Consider the following 26,504-nt stretch of genomic DNA (forward strand, 5'->3'; position numbering starts at 1 on the left):
TCGGAGCGAGAAAAGGACGTAGGCGGTCTGATGACGGAGTCAGTGAAGGTCAGCGAGAGCGGCGAGAACAGCGCCGTCGGTGCGGAGCTCTCCCTCGGCGTCGAGGAAGAGTTGCACGTCGTCGATCTGAAGACCCGGGAGCTGGTGCCGCGAGCGCCCGAGGTGCTCGCCCAGCTGGACGAGGCGAACTTCTCGGCGGAGCTGCACCGCTCGGTGGTCGAGACGAACACCCCGGTCGCCGGGACCCTCGACGAGCTGCGCGAGGGCATCGTGTCGCTGCGGCGCCGGGCCATCGGCGTCGCCGAGTCGCTCGGGCTCGGCCTGGTCGCCGCGGGCACCGTGCCGCTGGTGGATCTCGACTCGCTGCCGGTCACGCCCACCTCACGCTACAAGCGCATGGTCGACGAGTATCAGATGCTCGCCCGCGAGCAGCTCATCTGCGGCGCCCAGGTGCACGTCGGCATCACGGACCGGGACGAGGCCGTGGCGGTCTCCCAGCGGGTCGCCTCGTCGCTGCCCGTCCTGCTTGCACTGTCGGCCAGCTCGCCGTACTGGATGGGTGAGGACAGCGGCTACGCCAGCGTGCGCTCGCTGGTCTGGATGCGCTGGCCGACGGCCGGCGACCCCGGCGTGGTGAGCAGCGCCGCCGAGTTCGACGCGCTGGTCGAGCAGCTGATCGCGTCGGGCACGATCAGCGACCCCAAGATGGTCTATTTCGACGTACGCCCCTCCGCGCACCTGCCCACCGTCGAGTTGCGCGTCACCGACTCCAGCCCCGACGCGGACACCGTCGTGCTGCTCGCCGGGCTGTTCCGGGCGCTGGCGCTGCGGGCCCGGGAGGAGTACCGGGCCGGCCTGCCCGCCCAGGTGACTCCCCCGCCGCTGCACCGGGCGGCGATGTGGCGCGCCGCGCGCTCGGGGCTCGAGGGCGACCTGCTCGACCTGCCGCGCTCGCCCGTGCCCGTGCCGGCCGCGGTGGCCGTCGAGCGGCTCGTCGGCGATCTGCGGCCCGAGCTGGAGCAGCTGGGCGACTGGGAGCAGGTGTTCGACCTGTCCGTGCAGACGCTCAGCCGGGGCAGCTCGGCCGCCCGTCAGCGCCGGGCCATGTCCCGTCGCGGGCGCATCTCGGACGTGGTCGACCTCGTGGTCGCGGACACCCGCGGCGGGACGACCGGCATCGGCCCGAGCGGGCAGACCGTTCCGGCCGGGCTCACGCCCTATGCGGCTCCCGGCGACGAGGCTTTCCCGAACGGGGACGTCGTGCCCGCGTACGAGGGAATCGTCAATGTCCTCAGCGCGCTCGGACCGGCGGGCCTGCGCCGCCGCGAGGACGCCCGGGACGACGAGCAGCGCGCCCGCGGTGTCACGTTCAGCGTCGCGGGTGAGGCGGCCACGCGGCTGTTCCCGTTCGACCTGGTGCCGCGCGTCGTGCCCGCCGGGGACTGGCAGCGGCTGCGGCTCGGCCTGGTGCAGCGGGTGCGGGCGCTGGACGCCTTCATCAACGACGTGTACGGCGACCGCACGGTGGTCCGCGACGGCGTGGTGCCCGAGTGGGTGATCGACGGCTCGCCCGAGTTGCGGCCCAGCGGTGCCCTCGTGAGTCACGCCGGCGTGCGCGCTCAGGTGGCGGGCGTCGACCTCGTCCGCAATGCCGAGGGCGACTGGTGCGTGCTGGAGGACAACCTGCGTGTGCCGTCCGGGATCGCGTACGCCATGCAGAACCGCCGCCTGACCGAGACGATCCTCGCCGAGCTGCCCCGGCCGGACGGGCTGCTCAGCCCCGAGAGCACGCCGCAGCTGCTCAAGCGGGCGCTGCTCGACGCGGCCGGGCCGGCGGCGGGCGACGATCCGAAGCTGGTCGTGCTGAGCCAGGGCCCGGACGACTCGGCGTGGTTCGAGCACCGGATGCTGGCCGAGGAGATGGGCGTCCCGCTGGTCCGCAGCACCGACCTGCTCGTGGACGACGGGTTCGTGCACCGCCTCGAGAACGGCCGCAAGCATCGCGTCGACGTCGTCTACCTGCGCATGGGCGAGGACAGCCTGGTGCACTCGCCGGGTGCGGACGGCATGCCGCTGGGCCCGAGCCTGGTGACGGCGCTGCACGCGGACACCGTCCGGCTGGCGAACGCCCTCGGCAACGGCATCGGCGACGACAAGGCCGTGTACGCGTACGTGCCCCAGCTCGTCGAGTACTACCTGGGCGAGAAGCCGCTGCTCGCGGACGTGCCGACGTATCTGTGCGGCATCCCGGAGCAGCGCGAGGAAGTGCTCGGCCGGCTGCCGGAGCTCGTGCTCAAGCCCGTGGACGGCTACGGCGGCGACCGCATCGTCATCGGCCCGCACGCGAGCGAGGAGGACCTGGCCGCCGTACGCCGCCAGATCCGCACCGCCCCGCACCGGTGGGTCGCGCAGGAGGTCGTCCAGCTGTCGACGCACCCGGTCTTCGACGGTCACCAGCTCGCGCCGCGCCACGTCGACCTGCGCGCGTTCGTCTTCACCGGCCACGAGTCGGTGGTGGCCCCGGCCGCCCTGACCCGGGTCGCGCCCGCGGGCAGCATGATCGTCAACTCGTCGCGCGGCGGCGGCTCCAAGGACACCTGGCTCATGGGCTGAGTCACGTCTTTCACGCTCGCGAAATACCCCCGAAACGGAACCCGTGGAGGTTGAGAAGTCATGTGCGGAATCGGTGGCGAACTGCGGTTCGACGGCCGGGCGGCCGACCCGGAGGCCGTCCGCCGGATGCTGCCCTGCCTGGAGCACCGCGGCCCGGACAGCGAGGGCCTGTGGCAGCGCGGCCCGGTCGCGCTCGGCCACCGGCGGCTGAAGATCATCGACCTGTCCGAGGCCGGCGCCCAGCCGATGACGGACGAGCAGCTCGGGCTGTCGCTGGTCTTCAACGGCTGCGTCTACAACTACAAGCAGCTGCGGGACGAGCTGCGGGGGTACGGCTACACGTTCGCCTCGACGTCCGACACCGAGGTGATCCTCAAGGCGTACCACCGGTGGGGTGCTGATTGTGTGCGGCACTTCCTCGGGATGTTCGCCTTCGCGATCGTGGAGCACGGCAGCGGCACGGTGATGCTGGCCCGGGACCGGCTGGGCATCAAGCCGATGTACCTGGCCGAGACGCCGGGGCGGCTGCGTTTCGCCTCGACGCTGCCGGCGCTGCTCGCGGCCGGGGAGGTCGACACGTCGATCGACAAGGTCGCGCTGCAGCACTACATGACGTTCCACTCGGTGGTGCCGGCGCCGCGGACGATCCTGAGCGGGGTGCGCAAGCTGCCGCCGGCGACCGTCCGCGTCATCCGCCCGGACGGCACCTCGACGGAGACCGTCTACTGGGAGGCCTCGCACACCCGCCGCGACGACGTGGACAACTGGCCGGAGGCCATCCACGAGGCGCTGAAGACCGCGGTCGAGCGGCGGATGGTCGCCGACGTGCCGGTCGGGGTGCTGCTGTCCGGCGGGCTCGACTCGTCGTACATCGTCGCGCTGCTGGCCGAGCAGGGCCAGAAGGGGCTGACGACCTTCTCGATCGGGTTCGAGTCGGCGGCCGGGGAGAGCGGCGACGAGTTCGCGTACTCGGACATCATCGCCAAGCAGTTCGACACCCGGCACCACCAGATCCGGATCGGCAAGGACCGGTTCCTGCCGGCCGTCGCGCGGACCGTCGCGGCGATGAGCGAGCCGATGGTCAGCCACGACGCGATCGCCTTCAACCTGCTGAGCGAAGATGTCGTCAAGCAGATCAAGGTGGTGCAGTCGGGGCAGGGCGCGGACGAGATCCTCGCCGGCTACAGCTGGTACCCGCCGCTGCGGGACGTGCCGCGCGATCGCGCCGCGGACGCGTACGCCCGGGAATTCTTCGATCGTCCGCACAGTGACCTGCGCACCCAGCTGAACCCGCAGTGGTTCCTGGAGGAGGACGTCAGCCGGGAGTTCGTCGCCGCGCACTTCGCCCGGCCGGGGGCCGAGACCGCGGTCGACGCGGCGTTGCGACTCGACACCCAGGTGATGCTGGTCGACGATCCGGTCAAGCGGGTCGACAACATGACGATGGACTGGGGGCTGGAGGCGCGCGTCCCGTTCCTGGACCACGAGCTGGTCGAGCTCGCGGCGGCCTGCCCGCCGGAGCTCAAGCTGGCCCGCGGCGGCAAGGGCGTGCTCAAGGACGCGGCCCGCGGGGTCGTGCCCGACGAGGTGATCGACCGGACGAAGGGTTACTTCCCCGTTCCGGGCATCCGGCACCTCGAGGGACCGATGCTGGAGATGGTCCGCGAGGCGTTGCACGCACCGGCGGCCCGGGAGCGTGCACTCTTCCGGACGGACTATGTTGACCGTTTGCTCGCCGACCCCAACACTCCTCGTACGACCCTCGGAGCGAACCAGCTCTGGCAGCTCGCGCTGCTCGAGATGTGGTTGCAAGAGAATGGCGTATAGCTAACCGAAGGAGGACCCCGTATGACCGGTCAGCTCACCCGTGTCGACGTCGCTGTGCTGCCCGCCGGGTGGCGGACCAAGGGGTCCTATCCGTCGGAAGTGGCGGGCAGCTGGTCGCCGGCCCTGTCGCCGGACGGCCGGCACGCCGCGTACGTGTCCGACCGCAGCGGCTCCCCCAAGGTGTGGGTGCAGCCGGTCAGCAGCGAGCTGACCTTCCTCGTCGACACCGGCGAGGAACCGGTCGTGTCGGTGCACTGGTCGTCCGGCGGTGGGTGGCTGGCCTGCGTGATCGCGCCGGGCGGGGCCCCGCGTACGGAGGTCTGGCTGGTCCGTCCGGACGGCTCCGCGCTGCACCAGGTGGCGGGCTTCGGCTCGGACAGCGCGGAGAACGTCCGGTGGCTCCCGGGCCGCCCGCTGCTCGCCGTCACCGAGAACCTGTCCACCACACTGCTGATCGACGCGTCCGACGGCACGAGATCCGTCGTCGCCACGGGTGAGTTGATCTCGCTCTTCGAGGTGTCGGCGGACGGAAAGCGCGCCCTCCTGCGCCGGGGGTCACGCGGTGGCCGATACGTGGTCCTGCGTGATCTGACCTCCGGTTCCGAGGAGTACGTGACCAGCGGCGAGCAGGCGTGTTTCGCGCCTGACGGAACGATCTGGGCGCGGAGCGACGCCGGGGAATTTCCGGTCGTCATGACCGCCTCCTCCAAGGTCGAGGGGCCGGGAGAGGCCGAGTCCTTCGCGCTGAGCGCCGACGGGACCAAGCTCGCCGTGCTCTGGAACGTCGACGGCGGCCGCTCGCGGCTGACCGTGCACGAGGGCGACGCCGTGACCGACGTCGAGCTGCCCGGCTGGGTCGTGTCGCAGCCGGTGTGGAGTGCCGACGGCAGCACGCTGGCGTTCACGGCCGAGGGTCCGGGGCAGCCGCACGGGGTCTGGACCTGGGACGGGTCGTTGCACCCGGTGTCGGTCGAGGAGGTGGCGGGCGACGCCGTGCACCCCACGCTGCGGCGCTTCGCCTCGCACGACGGGCTGGAGATCAGCGGCTGGCTGTTCGAGCCCGCGACGCCCGGCCCGCACCCCACGGTCCTCTGGCTGCACGGTGGCCCGGAGGCGCAGGAGCGGCCGGGCCACGGTCCGCTGTTCCAGTCGCTCGTCGACCGCGGCATCGCCGTGTTCGCGGCCAACGTGCGCGGGTCGTCCGGCTTCGGGCGTACGTTCGTCAACGCGGACAACGGCGCCCTGCGGTACGCGGCCATCGGCGACGTGGCGGCCTGCGTCGGCCACCTCGTGGCCACCGGCGTGGCGGACCCCGCGCGGATCGGGTGCATGGGCCGCTCGTACGGCGGCTATCTCACCCTGGCCGCGCTGACCACCTACCCGGAGCTGTTCGCGGTGGGCATCGACGTGTGCGGCATGTCGAACTTCGCGACGTTCTACGAGCACACCGAGCCGTGGATCGCCGCGGCGGCGGTCAGCAAGTACGGCGACCCGGTGCGCGACGCGGACCTGCTGCGTGACCTGTCCCCGATCACCCGGATCGACCGGCTGCGCGCGCCGCTGATGGTGGTGCACGGGGAGAACGACAGCAATGTCCCGGTGATCGAGGCCGAGCAGGTCGTGGCGGCGCTGGCCGAGCGGGGGGTCGAGCATCGTTATCTGCTGTTCCCCGGCGAGGGGCACGAGCTGCTGCACCGCTCGAACCGGGCCGAGTACCTGCGCGAGACGGTGGGGTGGCTCACGCGGCACCTGGCTTCGGGTGACGTCCTTTTGAGGTGACCGGACACACGCCCGGTTTGTGACCGAACTCGTTGCCGCGGCCGCGCTCGCGGGGAAACCTGGATGAGGCAGGTGTTCCCGCGAGCGGACGGAGTCGGTGACATGCGAGGCGGTGCGCGGGCCTGGATCGTCTGGGCCGTGGGGCTCGCCGCCTACACGGTGGCGGTGCTCCAGCGGACCTCCCTCGGCGTGGCCGGCCTCGACGCGCAGCAGCGCTTCGACATCGGCGCGAGCGCGCTGGCCTCGTTCGCGGTGCTGCAGCTGCTGGTCTATGCGGCGCTGCAGGTGCCCGTCGGGGTGCTGCTCGACCGGTTCGGCTCGATGCGGCTCGTCGTCGCCGGCGCGGTCCTGATGGCGAGCGGTCAGGCGCTCATGGCGTTCTCCGGCGACCTCAGCGGCGCGATCGTGGCGCGGGTGCTGGTCGGGGCGGGCGACGCGATGACCTTCATCAGCGTGCTGCGCCTGGTGCCGCAGTGGTTCCCCGGCAAGCGGGTGGCGGTCGTCAGCCAGTTCACCGGCATCATCGGGCAGCTCGGCCAGGTGCTGAGCGCCGTGCCGCTGGCCGCGCTGCTGGCCGGGCCGGGCTGGACGACGGCGTTCCTGTCGGCCTCCGGGACCGGGGTGTTCCTGGCGCTGCTCGCGCTGGTGGCCCTGCACGACTCGCCCGACCGGCGGATGGTCTCCGGCGCGGCGACGACCGCCCGCCAGCTGGGCGGCGACCTCGCGACCGCCTGGCGCCACCCGGGCACCCGGCTCGGGCTCTGGACGCACTTCAGCACCCAGTTCCCGGGCACGGTCTTCGCGCTGATGTGGGGCTATCCGTTCCTGCTCGCGGGGGAAGGCCTCTCCCGGAGTACGGCCGGAGCCCTGCTCACGCTCTTCGTGCTGGTCGGCATGGTGGCCGCGCCGGTGCTGGGCGTGCTCGTCGAGCGGCACCCGATGCGCCGCTCGTGGCTCGTCCTCGGCATCGTCGGCGTGAACGCCGCGGGCTGGGGCCTGGTGCTCGCGTGGCCCGGCCGGGCGCCGCTGGCCGTGCTCGTCGCCCTGGTCGTGGCGCTCGGGCTGGGCGGACCCGGGTCGATGATCGGTTTCGAGTTCGCCCGCACGTTCAACCCGCCCAACCGCCTCGGCACCGCGACCGGCATCGTCAACGTCGGCGGCTTCACGGCGTCGCTGACCGCGATCCTGCTCGTCGGGCTCATCCTCGACGCGCGCACGGGCGGCAGCGCCGGCTACGGCATCGCCGACTTCAAGGTCGCCATGGCGGTGCAGTACGCGCTCATGGCCGTGGGAGTGCTGGGCATCCTCCGCACCCGGCGACTGGTGCGCCGGCGGCTGGCGGAGGCGCCGGTGCCCGTACCCTCCGGGGGGTTTAGCGCCGCGCCCACAGGCAAAGCCTGAACACTTCGGGTGGACGCGGACCGGCCGTCCGATCCTGTTTGAACTTCCGGTGCGAAGTTCACGTATGACCGATGGGCCCGGATCGGGGCCCTTGAGACACAGCGTAATGCTGATGTGAGGAGGACATGAGCCAGGCTCAACCGGACAAGCTCTGGTCCGGTATCCAGATCAGCAAGGTCATCGCCGGCACACTCGCGGCCGTGGCCGCCGCGGTGCTCGGCTCCTTCCTGGGAGTCGCCGGCACCTTGGCGGGCGCCGCACTGGCCAGTGTGGTCGGCTCCGTCGGGACGGAGATCTTCAACAACTCCCTCAAGCGCGGCACCAAGACTTTGCAGTCGGTGGCCCCGACGTTCGTGCGGGCGCCGGCGGCGGTCGGCACCCCGCCGGTCGCCGCGGCGGGCGAGGCGGACAACCCCGCCCACACCGTGCCCGCCGCCGACACCACGCCCGCGGCGGCCAGTGCGGCGTACGGCGGCAGCCCGCGGCGCAGCGTCCGCTGGAAGACGGTGGTCATCGGGGCGGCAGCGGCGTTCATCGTCGCCATGGGCGGCATCTTCGCCGTCGAGGCGATGGCGGGCGAGTCGCTGACCACGATCACCACCGGCAAGCAGACCAGCGGCAGCTCGACGCTGACGAGCACCTTCAAGGGCGGCTCGGACAGCAGCGACGAGCAGCAGGACCCGGCCCCGGCCGAGTCGGCCACCCCGGACTCGACGGACACCGCCGACCCGGACGCCACCTCGTCGCCGGAGCCCGGCTCGTCCGACTCCCCCGACCCGGGCGACAGCTCGTCTCCGGCCGAGGAGGAGCCGACGGACACCCCGACGACGGACGCGCCGACGACGCCGGACGACACCCAGCAGGACGAGACGGACACCGGCTCGACCCAGCAGGGTACGAGCGAGAACGGCACCAGCTCGGACCAGCAGGGCGTGCAGCAGCAGGAGGCTCCCCCGACGGAGTGATCGGCGCAGCGCCTCAGGACGGCCGGGATTCGCATCAGCGGATCCCGGCCGTCGGCGTTTGTGCCCCGCTGCCGGGGTATGACGGTCCACGGAACGTCCGTGTCCCTGGGAGGAGTCACCCGTCATGAAGGTGAGCGAACTGCTGATCGAGGCCTACGACCGCCTCCCCGACCTGGTCGAGGGCGCCGTCGAGGGGCTCAGCGCGGAGAAGCTCGCCACCGCGCCCGAGCCCGGCGCCAACACCGTCGGCTGGCTGGTGTGGCACCTCACCCGGGTCCAGGACCATCACATGTCCGAGCTGCTCGGCCAGGACCAGATCTACGTGACCGGCGACTGGGCGGAGAGCTTCGGCCGCAAGCCCGACGCGAACGACACCGGCTACGGTCACGACGCCGGCGACGTCACCGCCGTCCGCCCCCGCGACGGGCAGGCGCTCGTGGCGTACTACCGCGCCGTGCACGACCGGACGATCGCGTATCTGCGCGGGGTGTCCGAGACCGACCTCGACCGGGTCGTCGACGAGGGCTGGGACCCGCCGGTCACCCTCGCCGTCCGCCTCGTGAGCATCCTCGACGACGACACCCAGCACGTCGGCCAGGCTGCCTATGTGCGGGGCCTGCTGCTCTGACCGGCACTTCACCGGCTTCGGCTGTCACTTCACCAGCTTGACGTCTTACTTCGCCGCCGGCAGCTGACCGAGCAGGTCTCCGCCGCGAAGCGTGGTCCACGGGTTCGGGGCGGTGCCGGTCACCAGCAGCGCCAGAGAACCGTCGCCCACATCACCAGTGGGCACGGTGTCGACGGCGGCCGCGAAGATGCGGCGGCCAGCGAAGGGCGGGGAGGCGACACTCCGGGCGGTGCGGTCGGTGGCGGCGGCGGTGCGGATGGCGGCGGGGTCGGGGGCGGATTCCGTGTACGTGCCGTCGGGGTGGCGGATCACGATGCGGTCGGCGCGGGCGGAGGCGTGCCAGGCGGCGACGTCGAGGAGGGTGGGCCGGGAGCCGGACGTGAAGTGGTGCCACAGGTCGGCGGCCGCACGGGCGAGGCGGTCGCCGTGGGTGGCGACGCTGTGGGCGTACCCGTGGCTGGGGAGGGTGAGGTCCGCCCAGAGGAGGCGGCGGTCCCGGAGGTCGACCACCATCGGGAGCTGGGCCTTGCTGGTGCCGCGCAGGTCGAAGCGCTGCACGACCCGCGCGGGGCCGGCGGTCGGGCTCGGGTTGCTCTCGCGGCTGGGCGCGTCGGGACGTTCGCGGCCGGAGGGCAGGGAGAAGCCCGCGAACGCCTCGCCCAGCAGCTCGAACGGCACGTCGTTGTAGCTGAGGATCGTCGGCACCGCCCAGCGGACGCCGGCGCGTTCGAGCTCGGGCAGTGACAGGTCGAGGAACTCGGTCGCGCCCAGCGGGGCCGGCGCCGACGTGAAGTCGCCCGAGTGCACGGCGGCCGTGTCCGCGAAGCGCAGCCGCGTGTAGTCGCAGTGGCCCAGGCGCCGCCAGCCGGCGTCGAAGAACACGGCGGACAGGTCGAGGTCGACGCGCGTGCTGCCCGCGTCCTCCCAGTGCAGGAAGAGCCGCAGCACCTCGTCGCCGGGCAGGTCCCGCACGCTGCCGCGGGGCCAGCCGGCCAGCTGCGCCGATCCGGCCCGTTCGCGCATGGGCGCCGGCACCGCGGCCAGCTCGGCGTCGAGAACCGCGAGGTCGAAGCGGTCCCCGGCCCCGGCGCGGCGGCACAGCTCGGCGTCGGCGATTTCCCGGACGGTACGCGTGACCGCGGCGGGCAGGGGCGTGCGGCGCTCGGGTTCGGTCCAGCTGCGGACGGCGTTGCCGCGCGGGAAGAAGACGCGCCGGGGCATGTCCTCGCCGGGGCGTCCGGGGTCGGTGGCGCTCGCATCGCCGGTAGCCGGGGCGGCACCGGGCCGATCCTCGGTGCGTTCCGGAACGTCGCCGGGGCTCAGGCGGCGGCGGAGGTCGGTGAGGGCGCGGGAGAGCAGGCCGACCGGTTCGGACAGCGGGGCGGCGGCGTGTGCGACGTGGACGGCGGCGGCGGTCCGGCGGCGGGCGGCTTCGGCGGCGCGTTCACCGGCGGCGGCACGGGCCTGCTCGACCGCGGCGAGCTGCTCGGCGGTAGCCGGGACGGTGGTGTCGCGGGCGGCGATCTCGGCGGCGGCCGTGGCGAGTACGACCGGGGAGACGTGCGCGGCGGCCGTACGGGCGGCGTTGAGGACCGCCACGCTCAGGTCGACGTCACCGTCGGCGACATCGTCACCGTCGGCTTCGGCATGGGCGCGGCGGAGGAGGTGGTCGAGGGCGCGCCAGAGGTCGCCCGGGCGCTGGGCGAGCAGCGTCAGCGCCGCCGCCGGGTCGCCGGTGGTGAACGCTTCCTCGACGAGGGCGGCGTGGGTGCGTACCCGGATGGTGATCGTGCCGTCGGCGGCGGTGAGCGCGACGAGGCGCCCGGGATGCGCCCGGCCGGCCGCGGTGATCGTGCGGCCGAGCGTGCTGCCGGCATCCGCGCGGGTGCCCCGCAGCGCCGCGAAGGCGACAGCGGCGGCGGGGTGGGCGGCAGGGCGCTCGTGAGGGTGCAGGCGCTCGCCGAGGCGCTTCCACACTGTCGGGTGGCGCTGCAGGTCCTCGGCGGCGGCGGCCGGGCCGAGCGAGTCGAGGTGGGTGAGCACCGCCCGGCGCAGTGCCCGCGGGATCGCCCGGACGCGCGTCACGGGGGCGGCGACGGCCGGCTCGCCGGCGGGCCGCCAGTGCTCGCGGGGGCCCGGGCCGGACGTGCGGGCGGGCAGGATCAGGCCCGGGTCGCCGCCGGACCATGCCCAGAGGGTACGCGCGGCGTCGGTGGCCGTCGTCCAGCGCGCCGTGGCCTGCTCGGTCACGCGCGCGAAGTCCGGGGTCAGAGCCGTCGCGTGCAGCGCCCAGGCGATGACGGACGCCAGCGTCTCGCGCGCGGGCACGACCTCGGGGAGCCAGTCGAGGGTGCCGGGCGCCGTGGCCCGTACGAGGGTCTCGAGGTCTGTCAGATCGGCCTCGCCCAGAGCACTCGGGCGGGCCACGAGCTCGTCCCGCACCGTGGCCGCCGCCCCGGGCCCGGCCACGGTGAGCACCTGGATCCGCAGCGGCGTGACGGCCGGCGCCTGCTCGGGAAGATGACCCTGACCGGCGGCGGCGCGGCGGCCGCAGATCGGGCAGCCGCCGTGCTCCTCCGGCGGGAAGCAGTCGTGGCACACCACGTGACCGCACGGGTCGAGCGGCGCCGCGGTGTGCTCGCGACCGCACAGTACGCACGGCAGATCGGGCGCTGCGAAGAGGTGGACCAGCAGACGCTCGACGTAGACCGCGGACGGGTCGGCCGGAGTGTCCGGGAACCGGCGGTAGAGCGGGGTCAGGTCACGGTCGGCGCCCACCTCGGCGTCCAGCGTGGCGAGGAGCCAGTCCGCCCAGGCCGTACGGACGACGGGCGGGAGGGTGGCGGCGGCCGCGCGCAGATCGGCGCCGAGCAGCCGGCCGCGGAGGGCGAGGTCGGCTTCGAGGGCCGTGACCCAGGCCGGGCCGTCGCCGGGAGCCTGATCCTCGTGTGCGGGGAGCGTGACCTGCGCGGTGCGGCGTACGAGCACAGTGGCGACAGCGTCCATGGTCAGGCTCCTCCCCCGAAGAAAGCGCGGCGGGCGGGGAGTGGCGACGCTGCTGATCATCCGGCGTGAGGTATGAGAAGGAAGCGCCGCGGGGAGCCGCCCACCGCTGCTCAGGGACTATACGGAGCGGTGGGCGGCCGTTCGATCCATTTTCCGGCGCGTCTCTCAGGCGCGCCTTGAGAGCGCGGTTCTCAGGCGCGGCGCCATTTCTGGTTGGCCGTGCCGGCGCAGTCCCAGAGCTGGAGCTTGGCGCCGTCGCCGGCGTTGTTGTCCTTGATGTCGACGCACTTGTTGGCCTGCGGGTTGACGAGGTCGCCCGCGGCGGAGAGCACGAACTGCTGCGCGGCGTTGCCCGAGCATCCGACGATCTGGATGGCAGCGCCGTTGGCGGTGGAGCCCCACGCGACGTCGAGGCACTTGTTGTTCTGCGTCTGCAGAGTGCCGTTCACGAAGGTCCAGCGCTGCGCGTTCGTCTGGTTGCAGGTCCACATCTGCACGAGAACGCCGTCGTTGAACTGCGAGTTCGGGACGTCGATGCACTTGCTGTTCAGGTTGCTCACCACGGCACTCGTGCTGCCGCCGCCGGAGGTGGTGAGGCTCAGGCCGTAGACGCTGAGGATCTCGTTGACGGGCTGGAACCACGTCGTACCGCCGGAGGTGCAGTTGCCCGTGACGCCGGACGTGACGCCCTGCGCCTGGTTGCCGGAGATGACGGATCCGCCCGAGTCACCCGGCTCGGCACAGGCGCTCATCCTGCTCAGGCCCTGCACGGCGCCCTGCGCGTAGTTGACCGTTTCGTTCCGGCCCTGCAGCGTGCCGCAGCGCCAGCCGGTCGTACGCCCGGAGCGGCAGATGGAGCTCCCGATCGCGGCGTCCTGCGAGCCGGCGACCAGCACGTTGCCGCCCGCGTAGTTGTTGACCCAGGGCTGGGGCGTCCAGTTGGCGTTCGTACGGATGAAGGAATAGTCGTTGCCGGGGAAGGACGAGCCGGCGAACGTACCCTGTGCCACGTTGTTGTTGCCGAGGGTCGGGCTGTTGACGCCGCCGCAGTGGCCCGCGCTGACGAAGCCGCCCGCGACGGAGAAGCCGACCGAGCAGAGCGTGTTGCCGTTGATGACGTACTGGTCGCCGCCCCGGATGTCGTAGACCGTGCGCGGGGCCTCGGCGGCGGTCACGACGGTCACGTCCTCGACGCCTGCGGCGGCGGCGAAGGTACGGGCGGAGGCCTCCCCGCCCGGCGCCACGGTGACGACGACGGTGCCGCGCGTGGTGTCCGCGTACCAGCCGTGGATCTTGGTTCCCGCCTTCGTGCGGTCGAGCGCCTTCTTGTCCGCGTCCAGATCCTTCGCGCTGCGCTCGGCGAGCTTCGGGACGGCTCCCTCGGCGCGGATCCGGGCGACGCGGGCGGGGTCGGTCGTGGCGACGGTCAGGCGGTCGGCGCCGGGGGCGATCCAGGCCCCGGCGTACGTGTCGCCGAGCGCGGCGGCGAGCCGGCGCTGCACCACCGGAGCCGCCGCCTCGGTCGCCAGGCGCGCGGCCAGTTGATCGTCGTCGAGGCCGAGGTCGCGGTGGAGGGCGGCGACCATGCCGGGGTCGAGGGTTGTCGCGGGCGCGGCCTGGTCCGGGGTCTGCGCGTGGGCGGCGCCGGGACTGACGCCGAGGAGCGTGAGCGCCGTCACGGCGACGCCCAGGGTTGTGCGGATGTGGAGCATGGGGGGATCCCTCCGCTGATCAGGGACGATGGGGACGGAGAGCGCTCTCACTATCGGAGTTTGTCGATCTGTAAAGGTTATGTCAAGAAGCTTTGTCCCCAGGCCGCCGGGCACGCTCTCGCCGTTGCCCCGCCGACGTGCAAGGCTGAACGCCGACGTTCCGACGAGCAGAGGTGTGTGACGCATGGGCATGGTCAAGGTGGTGGGGCTCGTCCTGCACCCGCGGCGCGACTGCGGGTCGGCCATCGACGCCATCGTGCGCTGGGCCGCCTCGCGGCATGTCACCGTGCTCGGGCTGCACGACGAGATCGACCGGATCGACTGCGAGGCCGAGCCGGTCTCCGCCGACGAGATGGTCGAGCGGGCCGGGCTCCTGGTCAGCCTGGGCGGCGACGGCACCATGCTGCGCACGATGCGGCTGGTCGAGGGGCGCAAGACGCCGGTGCTGGGGGTCAACGTCGGCCGGCTCGGCTTCCTCGCCGAGGTCGACCTGCCCGACCTGGCCGGCGCGCTGTCCGCGATCGACGAGCACGACTTCACCATCGAGTCGCGCACGTCGGTGCGCACGGTGCTGCCCGACGGCAAGGAGGTGTCGGCGTTCAACGACATCGCCATGGTCCGGGTGCCCGGCGACGGCCTCGCCCACATCGGCATCAATGTCGAGGGCAGCAATTTCGTGCGCTACGCCGCCGACGCGGTGATCGTGGCGACCCCGACCGGCTCCACGGCCTACAGCTTCTCGGCCGGCGGCCCGATCGTCTCCCCCAACGTCGAGGGCATCCTGGTCAGCGCCTCGGCCGCGCACTCGTCGTTCAACCGCTCACTGATGCTGTCGCCCGACGAGCAGCTCGAGCTCGACGTGGCGGCGACCAGCGGCCGGCTCGCCATCGAGGTCGACGGCATCATCCAGGGCTATGCCGAGGCCGGCGACAAGCTGCGCGTCCAGCCCGTGCCCGGCGCCGCGCAGGTCATCCGGTTCGGGCGCACCTCGTTCTACGAGCGGGCCCGGCGCAAGCTGCGGGTCGAGGGCAGCGCCCAGGTCAGCGCGGGCGACCCGGAGGACGCGATCGTCGTCGACAGCTTCGAGCAGTCACGCTACGAGGTGCTGCTCGGCGGGGAGCAGGCCGGCGCGCTGCACTACCGCCGCCACGGCACCGGCGTCGAGCTCGCGCACACCGAGATCGACCAGGCCTTCGAGGGGCGCGGGCTGGGCGGCCGGCTGGCCGCCGCCGCGCTGCTCGACGCCCGCCGCCGGGGCACCCCGGTGACCGTCACCTGTCCCTTCGTCACGGGCTGGCTCGACCGCCACCCCGAATACTCCGACGTGCTCGCGGCGGCCCCCGAGCCGCGCGTCGAGAACACCATCGAAGTCTGACCGCGAACCACTACGGCTGAGGACTGCTCATGGGCCACCCCGCGATCCTGACCGTCGACGACGACCCCTCGGTGTCGCGCGCCATCGCGCGCGACCTGCGCCGCCGCTACGGCGAGCACCACCGGATCATCCGGGCCTCCTCGGCCGCCGACGCCCTCGAGGCGCTGCGCGACATCAAGCTGCGCGGCGGCCGGGTCGCGGTGATGCTCGCCGACTACCGGATGCCCCAGATGAACGGCATCGAGTTCCTCGAGCAGGCGATGGACCTGTTCCCGAACGCCCGGCGGGCGCTGCTCACGGCCTATGCCGACACCGACGCCGCGATCCAGGCGATCAACGTGGTCGACGTCGACCACTACCTGCTCAAGCCGTGGGACCCGCCGGAGGAGAAGCTCTATCCGGTCATCGACGCGCTGCTCGACGCCTGGCAGGCCACCGGCGACCGCGAGGTCGAGGACATCCGCGTCGTCGGCCACCGGTGGAGCGAGCCGTCCTACCAGATCCGCGACTTCCTGGCGCGCAACCTGGTGCCCTACAAGTGGTTCTCCGCGGAGGAGCCGGAGGGGCGCCGCCTGCTGGAGGCCGCGTCGGTCGGCCCCGAGGCGATCCCGCTGGTGGTGACCGCGGACGGCCGGGCCCTGCGCCAGCCCAGCACCTCGGAGGTCGCCGAGGTCGCCGGGCTGTCCACCAGCCCCAACCGCGAGTTCTACGACCTCGTCATCGTGGGCGGCGGCCCGGCCGGGCTGGGCGCCGCGGTCTACGGCGCCTCCGAGGGCCTCAAGACGCTGCTGGTCGAGCGGCAGGCGGTGGGCGGGCAGGCCGGTCAGAGCTCCCGCATCGAAAATTATCTGGGCTTCCCCGACGGCATCTCCGGCGCGCAGCTCACCGACCGGGCGCGGCGGCAGGCCGGCAAGTTCGAGGCCGAGGTGCTCAACACGCGCGAGGTCACCGGGCTGCGCACCGACGGCTCGGCCCGCACGCTGACCTTCGCCGACGGCGGCGAGATCTCGGCGCACTCGATCGTCCTGGCCACCGGGGTCGCCTACCGGCCGCTGGCCGCCGACGGCATCGCGCAGCTGACCGGCTCCGGGGTCTACTACGGCTCGGCGTCGACCGAGGGGCCCTCCTGCGCGGGCAGCGACGTCTACATCGTGGGCGGCGCCAACTCGGCCGGGCAGGCGGCGCTGTTCTTCTCCCGCTATGCCAAGAGCGTCACGCTGCTCGTGCGCGGCGACTCGCTCGAGGCGTCGATGTCCTACTACCTGATCCAGCAGCTCGCCCAAGTGGAGAACATCCACGTGCGCACCCGGTGCGAGGTCGTCGCGGCCGAGGGCGACGGGCACCTGCAGGCGATCACGATCTGCGACAGCAAGAACGGCGCGCAGGCCAGCGTCGAGTGCGGCTACCTCTTCATCTTCATCGGGGCGGAGCCGCGCACCGACTGGCTCGGCACCGCCGTGGCCCGCGACGAGCGCGGCTTCGTCTACACGGGTCCCGATCTGCTCTCGAACGGCACCCGTCCGGCGGGATGGGATCGGGACCGCGATCCGTTCTACCTGGAGTGCAGTGTTCCCGGCATCTTCGCCGCCGGCGACGTCCGGGCCAACTCGGTCAAACGGGTGGCCTCGGCGGTCGGCGAGGGCGCGATGGCCGTCACGCTGGTCCATCGTTACCTGGAGGCACAGTGAGATGAGCGACGTCGCCGAAACCGTGGTGCTGGCGCCCTGTGAGCCCGGCAAGCTCTCCGCCGCCGAGCTCAAGACGCTCTTCCTGTTCGAGAAGCTGACCGACGACCAGCTGGCCTGGCTGGTCGAGCACGGCTGCACCATGCACGCCCCGGCCGGCTCCCTGGTCCTGCGCGAGGGCGACCCCGCCGAGCTCTTCCTGGTCCTGCTCAGCGGCACCATCGCGCTCAGCCGCCGGATCGGCGAGGACGACGTGCGCACCAGCCGCACGGAGCAGCGCGGCGTCTACATGGGCGCCACGCAGGCCTACATCCAGGACGAGGGCGTCGAGCGGAAATACCCGGCCACGACGCGGGCCCTCGACGACGCCGACTTCTTCGTGCTCAGCGCCGAGGACTTCGGCTGGATGATGCGCGAGTGGTTCCCGATGGCGATCCACCTGCTCGAGGGGCTGGCCCTCGGCTGGCAGAACCAGCAGGCCCGGATCAACGAGCGGCAGCGCCTCGTCGCGCTCGGCGCCCTGTCGGCCGGCCTCATGCACGAGCTCAACAACCCGGCCGCGGCCGCCTCCCGGGCCACCGGCGCCCTCCGGCAGCGGGTCGCCGGCATGCGCCACAAGCTGGGCATGCTCGCCGCCGGCAAGGTCGCCCCGGACCGGCTCGACGCGCTGGTCGAGCTGCAGGAGGACGTCATCGAGCGGGCCGCCAAGGCCCCCGCGCTGACCGCCATCCAGGCCGCCGACCGCGAGGACGAGCTGGGCGACTGGATGGACGAGCGCCACGTCACCGGCGCCTGGGACCTCGCGCCGGTCTTCGCCCAGGGCGGCCTCGACATCGACTGCCTCGACGACATCGAGGCCCGGGTCGGCACGCCCGAGCTGCTCGACCAGGCTATCCACTGGATCGGCTACGCGCTCGAGACCGAGCAGCTGATGAGCGACATCGAGGACGCCACCGGCCGGGTGTCGTCGCTGGTGACCGCGGCCAAGCAGTACTCGCAGCTCGACCGGGCCGCCCACCAGTGGATCGACGTGCACACCGGCCTCGACAGCACGCTGGTCATGCTCGGCCACAAGATCGGCGACGGGGTCAAGGTCGTCAAGGACTACGACCGGTCGCTGCCGCAGGTGCCCGCCCACCCGGCCGAGCTCAACCAGGTCTGGACCAACATCATCGACAACGCCGTCCAGGCCATGCACGGCGCCGGGACGCTCACGGTGAAGACCTTCCGGGTGGACGACCACGTCATCGTGTCGATCGGTGACAGCGGGCCGGGCATCCCCGAGGAGCTGCGCAAGCGGGTCTTCGAGCCGTTCTTCACCACGAAGCCGGTGGGCGAGGGGACGGGGCTCGGGCTCGACATCTCCTACCGCATCGTCGTCAACGGGCACGGCGGGGACATCGTCGTGAAGTCGCAGCCGGGCGACACGCGGTTCCTGGTGAAGCTGCCGGTCTCCGAGCCGCCGTCGCGCTGATCCGCGGCTTGACGCGGCGTGGTTCCCTGCCGGGAGCCACGCCGTTTCGTCATGTCCGCTGCCGCACCGGGTCGTCGTGCCCGCTGCCGCACCGCGTCGTCATGTCCGCTGCCGCACCGCGTCGTCGTGTCCGCCGCCACGTCGGCGGTCGCTCGCCGCCACGCCGTCATGTTGTGCCCGCCGCCGCGTCCGGGGGGTGGCCTGCTCGCCACGCCGCACGAGCGCCGGCTCGCACCGCATTTCGTGTGACTGCGCGTTACCGCATCCGGCCTCACGCTTGCGTTGATACTCGTGGCCATGCCCGCTTCGCTGCTGGGCATCGCGTCCGGGCGGGTGCCCGTTGCTGCCGTGGTGGTTGCCCTTGGTGACGGGCCGACCTTAACGAGGCGGTCGGGGATATTCCGGCATATCACCGCGAGACCGGGCGAAGCGACTGTGCGGAACTTTAATGATGATCTTAAGGAACGCCTGGTCAGAGCGGGGGCCTCAATAATTCGATCCGGCCGTGACCGTCCCCCGTCATCCCCGGAGCACCCCTGATGCGTCGCAAGCGAACACTCATCCTCTCCGCAGCCGCCGTGGTGGCAGCCGCGGGGACCGCCTGGATCGCCCTGCCGGCGTCCGCGGCCGCCACGACCGCGGTCTTCACCAAGACGTCCGACTGGGGCACCGGGTGGCAGGGTGACGTGACGATCACCAACGGCGCGTCGTCGGCCATGAGCTCGTGGAAGGTCGAGTTCGACCTGCCCGCGGGCGCGACGATCGGCAGCTTCTGGGAAGCCGACATGGTGGCCAGCGGTCAGCACCGGACCTTCACCAACCGGGCCTGGAACGGGAATGTGCCCGGCGACGGCAAGGTCTCCTTCGGGTTCGTCGGTTCGGGCGCCACGCCGATCAACTGCCTGATCAACGGGCAGCCGTGCGCGGGCTCGGGCGGCGGCGGCACCACCACGACCGCGCCGACCGTTGCTCCCACCAAACCGGCCACGACAGCTCCGACGGTGGCGCCGACGACGAAGGCCCCGACCACGGCGCCCACCTCGAAGACGCCCACGACCGCGCCGACGACCAAGCCGGCCGAGGACACCAGCGTGCCGCCGGCCTCGAACCTGCTGCCGGTCAAGGTCACCAACGACACCGGCCGCTCCGACGCCGTCTACCTCTACGTGCTCGGGACGAACCTGACGACGGGCAAGCTCGGCTACGTCAACGCCGACGGGGCGTTCACGCAGTGGACGGGCGGCGGCTCCGTGCCGGTGCCCGCGCCGGACGTGTCGATCGCGGGCCCGGGCAACGGGTCGAGCAAGACCATCAAGATGCCGAAGAACCTGTCCGGCCGGCTCTACATGTCGTTCGGCAAGAAGCTGGACTTCCGGCTCACCACCGACGGCCTGGTGCAGCCCGCGCCGTGGGCCGGGGGCGACCCGAACCACGACATCCTCTTCGACTGGAGCGAGTTCACGCTCAACGACTCCGGCCTCTGGCTCAACAGCTCGCAGGTCGACATGTTCGCGGTGCCGCACGTGGTCAGCGTGCAGGGCGGCGACGGGGTCACCTTCAAGACCGGCGAGCTCAAGGACGGCGGGCGGCAGAAGGTCATCGACCAGATCAAGGCCCAGCCCGACTTCGCCAAGAGCGTGGTCACCCGCGCCGACGGTACGGTGCTCCGCGTGCTCGCCCCGGGCAAGGCGGCCGACGCCGGGCTGATGAGCGCCACGTATCTCGACCCGTACATCACGCGGGCGTGGAACGCGTACACGTCGAAGACTTTGACCGTGGTTCCCTTCGGCGACCAGCCGAACACCAAGTTCTTCGGCAAGACCAGTGGCAACGTCATGAACTTCACCGACGGCTCGGGCAAGACCGTCGCCTCCTTCACCAAGCCGTCGACCGCCAACGTGTGGGGCTGCGACGGCGCGCTCGGCGCCCCGAACGACCTGGTCGTCGGCCCGATCGCCCGGACGCTGTGCGCCGCGATGCAACGCACGACGCTCGGCACGCTCGACACCCAGCCCAGCGGCGGCGCGGCGGACTTCTACCAGGGCGAGCCGGCCAACCACTACGCCAAGGTGATCCACGAGCAGATGAAGGACGGCAAGGCGTACGCGTTCGCCTTCGACGACGTGCAGAACCAGGAGTCGCTCGTGCACTCGGGCGACCCGCGTCAGGCCGGGATCGTGCTCAGCCGGTTCTGACCGGTCGCGCGGCCGCCGCCCGGGTGACGGCGGCCGCACCTGCCACTGCACGACATGACGAAGGCAACCACTGCCCGTCGCCGCACGACATGACGGAGGCATTCACTGCTCCGCCGAGGAACCAGCCGGCGCGCCTGCCCACGGGGGACAGGCGCGCCGGCTGCTTTTGTCCAGCCTTTTACCGAGGCGTGAGACCGTTTTACGCGTACGTAATAATCCGTTTTCCTGGTTTGTGACGGCGCCCACGAAAAGCGCAATTCGGGGAATGCAGTCTGCAGGTCTGGTCTTGTCGACGTCGTGGGCGTTGTGTGCCTCATGCACATGCACGCCCGCGGCAAGGTACCGACGACGGACGGATTCTTCATGACCCAGGCCCCCGACCGTGAGGCCGTGGTTGTCCCGCAGGCCGGCAAGACCCCGGGCGAGCTGATGTCGACGGGCGCACGGGTGCGGCTCGTGCTGGTGCTCGGCTTCCTCATCGCCATCGGCCCGCTCACCATCGACATGTATCTGCCGGCGCTGCCGACGATCGTGACCGACCTGCAGACGACCGACGCGGCCATCCAGCTCACGCTGACAGGCACGCTGGCCGGCCTCGCGCTCGGCCAGCTGCTGATGGGCCCGCTCTCCGACGCGGTCGGACGCCGGGGCCCGCTGCTCGCCGGCGTCGCCGTGCACATCCTGGCGTCGGTCCTGTGCGTGATCGCGCCCAACCTGGCCGTGCTCGGCTCGCTCCGCGTGCTGCAGGGCCTCGGCGCCGCCTCCGCCGCCGTCATCGCCATGGCGGTCGTACGCGACCTGTTCACCGGGCTGCCCGCCGCCAAGCTGCTCTCCCGCCTCATGCTGGTCATGGGCGCCGCGCCGATCCTGGCCCCGACGCTCGGCGGCATCGTCCTCAACTGGACCTCGTGGCGCGGCGTGTTCGTGGTGCTCGCCCTCTTCGGCGTCGCCATCCTCACCGTCACCGCCCTCGGCCTGCCCGAGACGCTCGAACCGGCCCGCCGGCGCAACGGCGGCGTCGTCGGCACGCTGCGCGACTACGGACGGCTGTTCCAGGACCGCGCGTACATCGGCCTGATCCTGGTCGCCGGGCTCGCCTTCTCGGCGATGTTCGCGTACGTGTCGGGGTCGTCCTTCGTCTTCCAGCAGGAGTACGGGATGTCGGAGCAGCAGTTCGGCTTCGTCTTCGGCGCCGGGGCGGTCGGCCTGATCCTGGCCACCCAGGGCAACGTCGTGCTGCTCCGCCGCTGGACGCCGGCCCAGATCCTCGTCACCTCACTGGCCGCGGGCGCCGTGGCCGGCCTGGTGCTGCTGCTCTTCGCGGCGCTCGACTTCGGCGGCCTCTTCGGCATCCTGGTCCCGCTCTGGCTGGTTCTCGCCGCCACGGGCCTGGCCATGCCGAACGCCCCGGCCCTGGCCCTCTCCCGCCACGGCGAGGCGGCCGGCACGGCGGCGGCGCTGCTGGGCGCGGTGCAGTTCGGCGTGGGCGCGCTGTCGGCGCCGCTGGTCGGTCTGCTCGGCTCGGACGCGGTCGGCATGTCGCTGGTCATCGCCGGGGGCATGGTCGCGGCGAATGTCGTGCTCGCGCTGGTCGTGCGCCCGTGGACGCTGCCCGTGGAGCGGTCCGAGGGGCCGGTCGTGGTCGCCCACTGACGTGTTCGGTCACGCGTGACGCTTGGCGGTCGCGCGTCCGGCGGCGCGCTGACGCGTCGGCTTGTTGAGCGGGGCCCGCACTCCTGGTGAGTGCGGGCCCCGCGGCGTTTCGGTGGCCGCCATCGGCGCGGATTCCGGTTGTCGACAGCTTCGGTCGCCGGCGGCACGGATTGTCCTTGCCGGCGGCGCGACGTCTGTGCGGCTTCCGAGCGGGCGGCGTGCGCTTTCAGTTGCCGACGGCTCGGGCTTTCAGTTGCCGACGGCTCGGGCTTTCAGTTGCCGACGGCTCGGGCTTTCAGTTGCCGATGGCGAGGGTGGACATCATGGCGGTCGGGTAGCGGTCGCCGCGGGCGGCGCCGGCGGGGACGGCCTCGGCGATGGCGGTCAGGTCGTCGGGGGTGAGGTGGACGTCGAGGGCGGGGAGGGCCTCGGCCAGGCGGGTGCGGGTGCGGATGCCGGCGAGGGGGACCACGGCCGGGTCCTGGGCGGCCACCCAGGCGATGGCGAGCTGGGCGACGGTGCAGCCCCGGGCCTCGGCGACGCGGCGGAGGGCGTCGACCAGGGCGAGGTTGTGCTCGATGTTGCCCTCGGCGAAGCGGGGCATGCGGTGCCGGTTGTCGCCGGGCCGGGGCTCGCCCGGGGTGTAGTGGCCGCCGATCAGGCCACGGCCGAGGACCCCGTACGCCGTCATGCCGATGCCCAGTTCGCGCAGCACCGGCAGCACCTCCGCCTCGACGCCCCGGGACAGGACGGAGTACTCGACCTGGAGGTCGGCGACGGGGTGGACGGCGTGGGCCCGGCGGATCGTGTCGGCGCCCACCTCGGAGAGGCCCAGGTGCCGGACGTACCCGGCGTCGATCAGCTCCTTGATGGCGCCGACGGTGTCCTCGATCGGGACGGCCGGGTCGAGGCGGGCCGGGCGGTAGATGTCGATGTGGTCGACGCCCAGCCGGTTGAGCGAGTAGAGCAGGAAGTTCTTCAGCGCCACGGGCCGGTTGTCCTGGCCGCCGGGCAAGCCACCCGGGCTCATCAGGGCGCCGAACTTGACGCTCAGCAGGTAGCTGTCGCGCGGCCGGTCGCGCAGGGCCTCGCCGAGCAGCATCTCGTTGTGCCCCGAGGCGTAGAAGTCGCCGGTGTCGATCAGGGTCACGCCGGCGTCGAGGGCGGCGTGCACGGTCGCGATGCTCTCGGCGCGGTCGCTGGGTCCGTAGACGCCGTTCGACATGCCCATCGCGCCCAGGCCGAGGGCGGAGACGGTCGGGCCGGTGGTGCCCAGGGTTCGGGTCTGCATCATGGTCTCCTCGAAGGTTCGGTGCCGGTGACCACGGTGCGCCCGATTTCCCGGATACGGGAGCGGAGCGCTCATCGTGGGAGCGGCTCTCCCTGTCTGGGCGGCGGGCGGGCGGCGGGCAGCGGACGGCGGGCGGACACCGGCGGCGGGCGGACGGCGGGCGGCGGGCGGCGCGCGGCGGCGGGTGAGACAGGGAGCGGCTCTCCCTGTCTCGGGGGCGGGCGGCGAGCGACGATGGGTTCATGCAGCGTGAACAGCTCGCGGATTTCCTGCGGCGGCGGCGGGAGGTGATCCGGCCGGCCGAGGTCGGGATCACGGACGGGCCGCGACGACGGACGGCGGGGTTGCGGCGGGAAGAGGTCGCCATGCTCGCCGGGATGTCGGTGGACTATGTCGTGCGGCTCGAGCAGGGGCGCAGCAGTCAGCCCTCGATCCAGCTGCTCGGCGCGCTGGCCCGGGCGCTGCGGCTCTCCGACGACGAGCGGGATCACCTGTTTCATCTGGCCGGGCATCAGCCGCCGCCCGCCGAGGGGACGGCCCGGCTGGCCCGGGCGGGGCTGCTGCGCATGCTGGATCTGGTCGGCGACAATCCGGCGATGGTGCTCACCGAGCTCGGCGAGGTGCTGGCCCAGAACAGGATGAGCGTGCTGCTCGGGGGACGGCTCACCGGCTTCACCGGGGTTCGGCGCCATGTGATCTACCGGTGGTTCACCGAGCCGGAGGTCGGCGCCGTGCACCGGGCGGAGGAGCGGGAGCACCACGCCCGGTCACTGGTCGCCGACTTGCGGGCGGTCGCGGGGCGGCGGGCCGGGGACCCCGAGGTCACGGGGCTGGTCGAGCGGCTGCTGGCGGTGAGTGCGGAGTTCCGGGAGCTGTGGGCCGGGCACGAGGTGCAGGTGCGGCGGTCGGACCGGAAGACCTTCATGCATCCGCGGGTCGGGCCGGTGCTGATGGACTGCGAGACGCTGGTCACGCCGGACCTGCGGCAGCAGCTGCTGGTGCTCACCCCGGCCGACGGGGAGGCGCGGGAGCGGCTGGAGCTGCTGCGCGTGCTCGGCGTCGAGGAGTTCCCGGTGAGCGACACCGCGCACTAGAAAGGTCTCAGACGACCAGCTCGCGCGGCGCCCACTGGGTGTGCTCGGCGAAGGCGCGGTAGCGGTGCAGCGCCACGAACAGCCACCCCAGGCTGATGATCGCCAGGATGATGAACGGGATCGTGCCGCCGAAGGTGTCCCAGGCGGTGTGCAGGGCGACCGCGCCGACGAAGGTGCCCGCGAAGGCCAGCGCCTTCTTGCCGGTCGGGGTCGCGATGAGCGCCCAGAGCGCGCCGCACGTGAGGCCGGTCCACGCCGTGTGGCCGGCGGGGGCGGTGAGGCCGCGGACGAAGAGGGTCTCCTGGACCGCGCCGATGCTGCCCTGCGAGCTGAGCAGCGCGGTGAAGCCGTAGCCCATGGTCTCCAGCGCCGCGAAGCCCATGCCGGACGCGACGCCGATGACCAGGCCGTCGGAGGGCAGACGGCGGCCGTGCCGGGCGAGCAGCACGAAGAGCAGGACCACCGGGACGATCATCTTGGCCGCCTCCTCGATGATCGCCACGAAGAGCATGGGCAGGGCGCCGAGGCCGCGCAGCGCGTCGTACTCCAGCGTGCCGGCGACGACCACGCCGATGACGCCGCCGAAGAAGGCCGCCGTGACCAGGGCGGACGCGGGGACCTGCCAGTGGCCGGTGCGGGCCTGGGCGAACGTCAGGAACGCCAGGGGTACGACCGTCGCGCCGAGCAGGAGCAGCACCGGGACGAAGTTGGGGTTCTGCGTGTGGACCAGGGTGCGCAGCACGACGACGTACAGCACCAGGCCGACCACGAGGACGCCGAGCCACGCCCAGCGGCGGGAGAGATCACGCATGGCCGGAATCCTTCCGCACCCGGGCGCGGGGCGCCAGCGTCAGCGGTTCGTCCGCCCGCGTACGAGCTGCTGGGCCCGCTCGACGAGCGCGGGCGAGCCGCATTTCTGGGCAAGCTCGAGCCCGTCGCGTAGGATGCGCCGCGCCTGGGGTCGCCGGCGGGCCGCGTTCAGCAGCGCCCCGAGGTCGACCAGGGCCGTCGCCAGCTCGAAGCGGCGCGGGGTGCCGTGCAGGACGCGTACGGCCTCCTCGGCCGCCGCCGTCCCCCCGGTGACCCGGCCCTGCACCCGCAGCGCGCGGCCCAGCGCCGAGGCCAGCCCGTGCCGCCGGGTCAGCGCGATCTCCTCGCCGAGCAGCCGCTCGGCCGCCTCCCCCGCGCCGAGCTGGGCCAGCACCTCCGCCGCGGCCGAGCGCCACGGCAGCACGGCCGGATGGTCGGAGCCGCGCACGGCCAGCCGCTCGCCGCAGCGGTAGAGGTCGGCCAGCGCCTCGCCGGGCCGGCCGGCCTCGAGGTGCAGCCGGCCGCGGACGTAGCGCAGGAGCAGATATTCGGGTTCGTCGGGCAGCTCCGCGTCGCTCATCAGCTGCTCGGCCCGCTCGATCTCGCCCCGGTCGAGGTGCACGGCGACCCGCCGCGAGGTCAGCAGCGCCGCGGCACCGGGCGGCAACGGGGGCAGCGCGGCGGCGGCCTCCGCGTCCCGGAGGGCGGCGGGCAGCTCCCCCAGCCGCCGCGCCACCGAGGAACGCTGGGAATAGACAGTGGCCAGGCCGGCCTGGTCGCCCTCGCGCGCGGCCACGTCGCGGGCCAGCGTGCAGCCCGCGTACGCGGCAGCCAGGTCATCGGCGTCCGCCAGCCGCCGCAGCGCACGCAGATAGCGTGGCAGCTCACCGGCGTTCCTCGGGGGGTCGAGGGGCACCGGACGGGCGGAGCGAACGGTGATGTCCCGGCTGCGGTCCGCCAACCTCAGCCGTTCGTCACGGACGGTCATGCAGCCTC

General features: G+C 72.5%; 17 protein-coding genes. 12 read left to right on the top strand and 5 right to left on the bottom strand.

The genetic code is table 11. The features are described 5' to 3' along the window. Positions 1–30 precede the first annotated feature (30 nt). From RAN62_RS00865 to RAN62_RS00890, 6 genes are all read left to right on the top strand, one after another. Positions 31–2,613 carry a carboxylate--amine ligase/circularly permuted type 2 ATP-grasp protein gene (locus RAN62_RS00865; protein WP_305782466.1) on the top strand — a complete coding sequence of 861 codons (2,583 nt, stop codon included), beginning with the start codon at positions 31–33 and terminating at the stop codon, positions 2,611–2,613. 60 nt (positions 2,614–2,673) lie between these two features. Then, positions 2,674–4,440 (top strand): N-acetylglutaminylglutamine amidotransferase, encoded by a 1,767-nt coding sequence (locus tag RAN62_RS00870; RefSeq protein ID WP_305782467.1) that lies wholly within the window; start codon positions 2,674–2,676, stop codon positions 4,438–4,440. A 21-nt stretch (positions 4,441–4,461) separates the two neighbouring features. Next, positions 4,462–6,219: a S9 family peptidase gene (locus RAN62_RS00875; RefSeq protein WP_305782468.1), complete on the top strand. Its 1,758-nt coding sequence runs from the start codon at positions 4,462–4,464 to the stop codon at positions 6,217–6,219. 102 nt (positions 6,220–6,321) lie between these two features. Further along, entirely contained in the window at positions 6,322–7,620 is a 1,299-nt protein-coding gene (locus tag RAN62_RS00880) for an MFS transporter (protein ID WP_305782469.1), read from the top strand. Positions 7,621–7,745: 125 nt separating this feature from the next. After that, positions 7,746–8,585, top strand: coding sequence for a hypothetical protein (locus RAN62_RS00885; protein WP_305782470.1), 840 nt, complete (start codon positions 7,746–7,748; stop codon positions 8,583–8,585). 124 nt (positions 8,586–8,709) lie between these two features. Next, a complete protein-coding gene (locus RAN62_RS00890; RefSeq protein ID WP_305782471.1) occupies positions 8,710–9,213 on the top strand; it encodes a mycothiol transferase in 504 nt (167 codons plus the stop codon). Positions 9,214–9,258: 45 nt separating this feature from the next. Here the strand turns inward: RAN62_RS00890 and RAN62_RS00895 are convergent, their stop codons facing one another. Next, positions 9,259–12,219 carry an MXAN_6230/SCO0854 family RING domain-containing protein gene (locus tag RAN62_RS00895; protein WP_305782472.1) on the bottom strand — a complete coding sequence of 987 codons (2,961 nt, stop codon included), beginning with the start codon at positions 12,217–12,219 and terminating at the stop codon, positions 9,259–9,261. Between the two features lie 191 nt (positions 12,220–12,410). Then, positions 12,411–13,931: a ricin-type beta-trefoil lectin domain protein gene (locus tag RAN62_RS00900; protein WP_305782473.1), complete on the bottom strand. Its 1,521-nt coding sequence runs from the start codon at positions 13,929–13,931 to the stop codon at positions 12,411–12,413. 184 nt (positions 13,932–14,115) lie between these two features. Here RAN62_RS00900 and RAN62_RS00905 point away from each other — a divergent pair, with 184 nt between their 5' ends. From RAN62_RS00905 to RAN62_RS00925, 5 genes are all read left to right on the top strand, one after another. Beyond that, entirely contained in the window at positions 14,116–15,306 is a 1,191-nt protein-coding gene (locus RAN62_RS00905) for an NAD(+)/NADH kinase (RefSeq protein WP_305782474.1), read from the top strand. 29 nt (positions 15,307–15,335) lie between these two features. Continuing rightward, on the top strand, positions 15,336–16,994 hold the full coding sequence (locus RAN62_RS00910) for an NAD(P)/FAD-dependent oxidoreductase (RefSeq protein WP_305782475.1): 1,659 nt from the start codon (positions 15,336–15,338) through the stop codon (positions 16,992–16,994). 1 nt (position 16,995) lies between these two features. Next, the gene (locus RAN62_RS00915; RefSeq protein ID WP_305782476.1) at positions 16,996–18,465 is read left to right on the top strand and encodes an ATP-binding protein; all 1,470 of its coding nucleotides are present in this window, start codon (positions 16,996–16,998) and stop codon (positions 18,463–18,465) included. A gap of 539 nt (positions 18,466–19,004) precedes the next feature. Continuing rightward, positions 19,005–20,660, top strand: a complete 1,656-nt coding sequence (locus RAN62_RS00920) for a beta-1,3-glucanase family protein (RefSeq protein ID WP_305782477.1) — start codon at positions 19,005–19,007, stop codon at positions 20,658–20,660. Positions 20,661–21,023: 363 nt separating this feature from the next. Next, positions 21,024–22,313 (top strand): multidrug effflux MFS transporter, encoded by a 1,290-nt coding sequence (locus tag RAN62_RS00925; RefSeq protein ID WP_305782478.1) that lies wholly within the window; start codon positions 21,024–21,026, stop codon positions 22,311–22,313. Positions 22,314–22,608: 295 nt separating this feature from the next. On the opposite strand, the gene RAN62_RS00930 is transcribed toward RAN62_RS00925, so the two are convergent. Beyond that, the gene (locus RAN62_RS00930) at positions 22,609–23,604 is read right to left on the bottom strand and encodes an aldo/keto reductase (RefSeq protein WP_305782479.1); all 996 of its coding nucleotides are present in this window, start codon (positions 23,602–23,604) and stop codon (positions 22,609–22,611) included. Positions 23,605–23,846: 242 nt separating this feature from the next. On the opposite strand from RAN62_RS00930, the gene RAN62_RS00935 reads away from it, so the two are divergent. Next, positions 23,847–24,698 (top strand): helix-turn-helix transcriptional regulator, encoded by an 852-nt coding sequence (locus tag RAN62_RS00935; RefSeq protein WP_305782480.1) that lies wholly within the window; start codon positions 23,847–23,849, stop codon positions 24,696–24,698. A 7-nt stretch (positions 24,699–24,705) separates the two neighbouring features. Here the strand turns inward: RAN62_RS00935 and RAN62_RS00940 are convergent, their stop codons facing one another. Both RAN62_RS00940 and RAN62_RS00945 read right to left on the bottom strand, forming a co-directional pair. Further along, positions 24,706–25,509 (bottom strand): PrsW family glutamic-type intramembrane protease, encoded by an 804-nt coding sequence (locus RAN62_RS00940; protein WP_305782481.1) that lies wholly within the window; start codon positions 25,507–25,509, stop codon positions 24,706–24,708. A gap of 39 nt (positions 25,510–25,548) precedes the next feature. Then, positions 25,549–26,496, bottom strand: a complete 948-nt coding sequence (locus RAN62_RS00945; protein ID WP_305782482.1) for a hypothetical protein — start codon at positions 26,494–26,496, stop codon at positions 25,549–25,551. Between the last annotated feature and the right edge of the window lie 8 nt (positions 26,497–26,504).

It is taken from the genome of Symbioplanes lichenis (genome assembly GCF_030709675.1).
Taxonomy (GTDB): domain Bacteria; phylum Actinomycetota; class Actinomycetes; order Mycobacteriales; family Micromonosporaceae; genus Actinoplanes; species Actinoplanes lichenis.